The organism is Falsihalocynthiibacter sp. S25ZX9, from assembly GCF_041205405.1.
GTDB lineage: Bacteria > Pseudomonadota > Alphaproteobacteria > Rhodobacterales > Rhodobacteraceae > Falsihalocynthiibacter > Falsihalocynthiibacter arcticus.
Genome location: NZ_JBGFCD010000059.1, coordinates 1 through 1,172, shown reverse-complemented (window position 1 = coordinate 1,172; position 1,172 = coordinate 1). Strand labels below are relative to the sequence as shown.

2 protein-coding genes are annotated in these 1,172 nt (G+C 53.9%); both read right to left on the bottom strand.

Annotation, left to right across the window (positions count from 1 at the left end; translation table 11 throughout):
• Positions 1-368: 368 nt before the first annotated feature.
• Complete coding sequence (locus AB9F29_RS21240) at positions 369-845, bottom strand: hypothetical protein (RefSeq protein WP_369757170.1); 477 nt, start codon at positions 843-845, stop codon at positions 369-371.
• A gap of 50 nt (positions 846-895) precedes the next feature.
• Entirely contained in the window at positions 896-1,099 is a 204-nt protein-coding gene (locus AB9F29_RS21235) for a hypothetical protein (protein WP_369757169.1), read from the bottom strand.
• Positions 1,100-1,172: the final 73 nt, after the last annotated feature.

The window sequence follows — 1,172 nt, the reverse complement described above, 5'->3', positions numbered from 1 at the left end:
CATGATTTGATCGTGCCGTAGGGATGTTCGACGGTCATGCTGCGGACCGCCAGTTGAGCTGGGTTTGCATCCAGTCGTGCTTGCACCCGCTCAAGAACATCTTCTTTTTCCCAACGACGCACACGCCGGTCTTTGCTCGTTGTGCATTTGGTCTTGATCCGCTGCCCGGCAGTTGATTGCAAAGCAATCAATGAGAGGGACGCAACCAGCGCACGCCCCCGACCAATATGACCTGATGGCCTTCCCATCTTGTTGGCCGGTAAATCTGTAGATCAGTTTCTCGCCTGCTGGGCAGACATAGACATCCAGGTCGCGGTCATAGGCGAAGTCAGCCTTATCAAACTGACCGCGTGCAGCGGCATTTGATGTCATCGGTTTGGGAACGACAACTGAGATACCAGCCTCTTCGCTAGCGACAATTTCCTCGCCCTTGTAATAACCCTTATCCACTGCCCGGCAGTGTATGCGCAGCATGCACGAGAGGGGGCGATTGCTGTGAGCTGGTCTGTGGTCATGACGTCGTTCGCTGCCCCAGCCATCATCGACAAAGCGTCGCGATCAAAACCAAGCATAGTGACTTCGTGCGCAACGATCAGGTGGTGATCGGCTTCGACAGCCGTTTGGACATTATAGCCAACAATACGGGGCATGCGCGCTGTTGTTGCCATTGATCTGGCGTCTGGATCGCTGAATGAGACCTGTGTTTCTCCAGTCTCATCCATCCGCTGTTCAATTGATCTGTAACGCAAGGCCTCCTTTTGCAGAGGTTCCAGCTTTCGCAGGGTGCGTTCCATGCGGGCTTCAAGCGACCCGTCAGCCAAATGAGCTCCAGATCGCGCCCGCACGCACGTTCCAACCGTCGTGATGATTGAACTTGATTCAGATATCCATACAGTTAAATCCGCAGCATCAACCCCGGATGACAACCGGGCCGACCCGTCGCGGCAGGTTGCGCGCTGAAGCCAAGAACCGCCAAATCAAGCATGTCCGCGAAAGCATCAATGGCGCGGACGTGGCTATTCTCATCAACATAATCGTCGAGGTGTTCAGGCAGTAACATCGTCCGCTGCCAGTCTAAACCTTCGATGAAATGCGTCATGAACAACCTCCATACCGAATACGGAAATTATAGCAGCATCTGGATCAAAATGGGGGAGTTTTCACACAGCCTC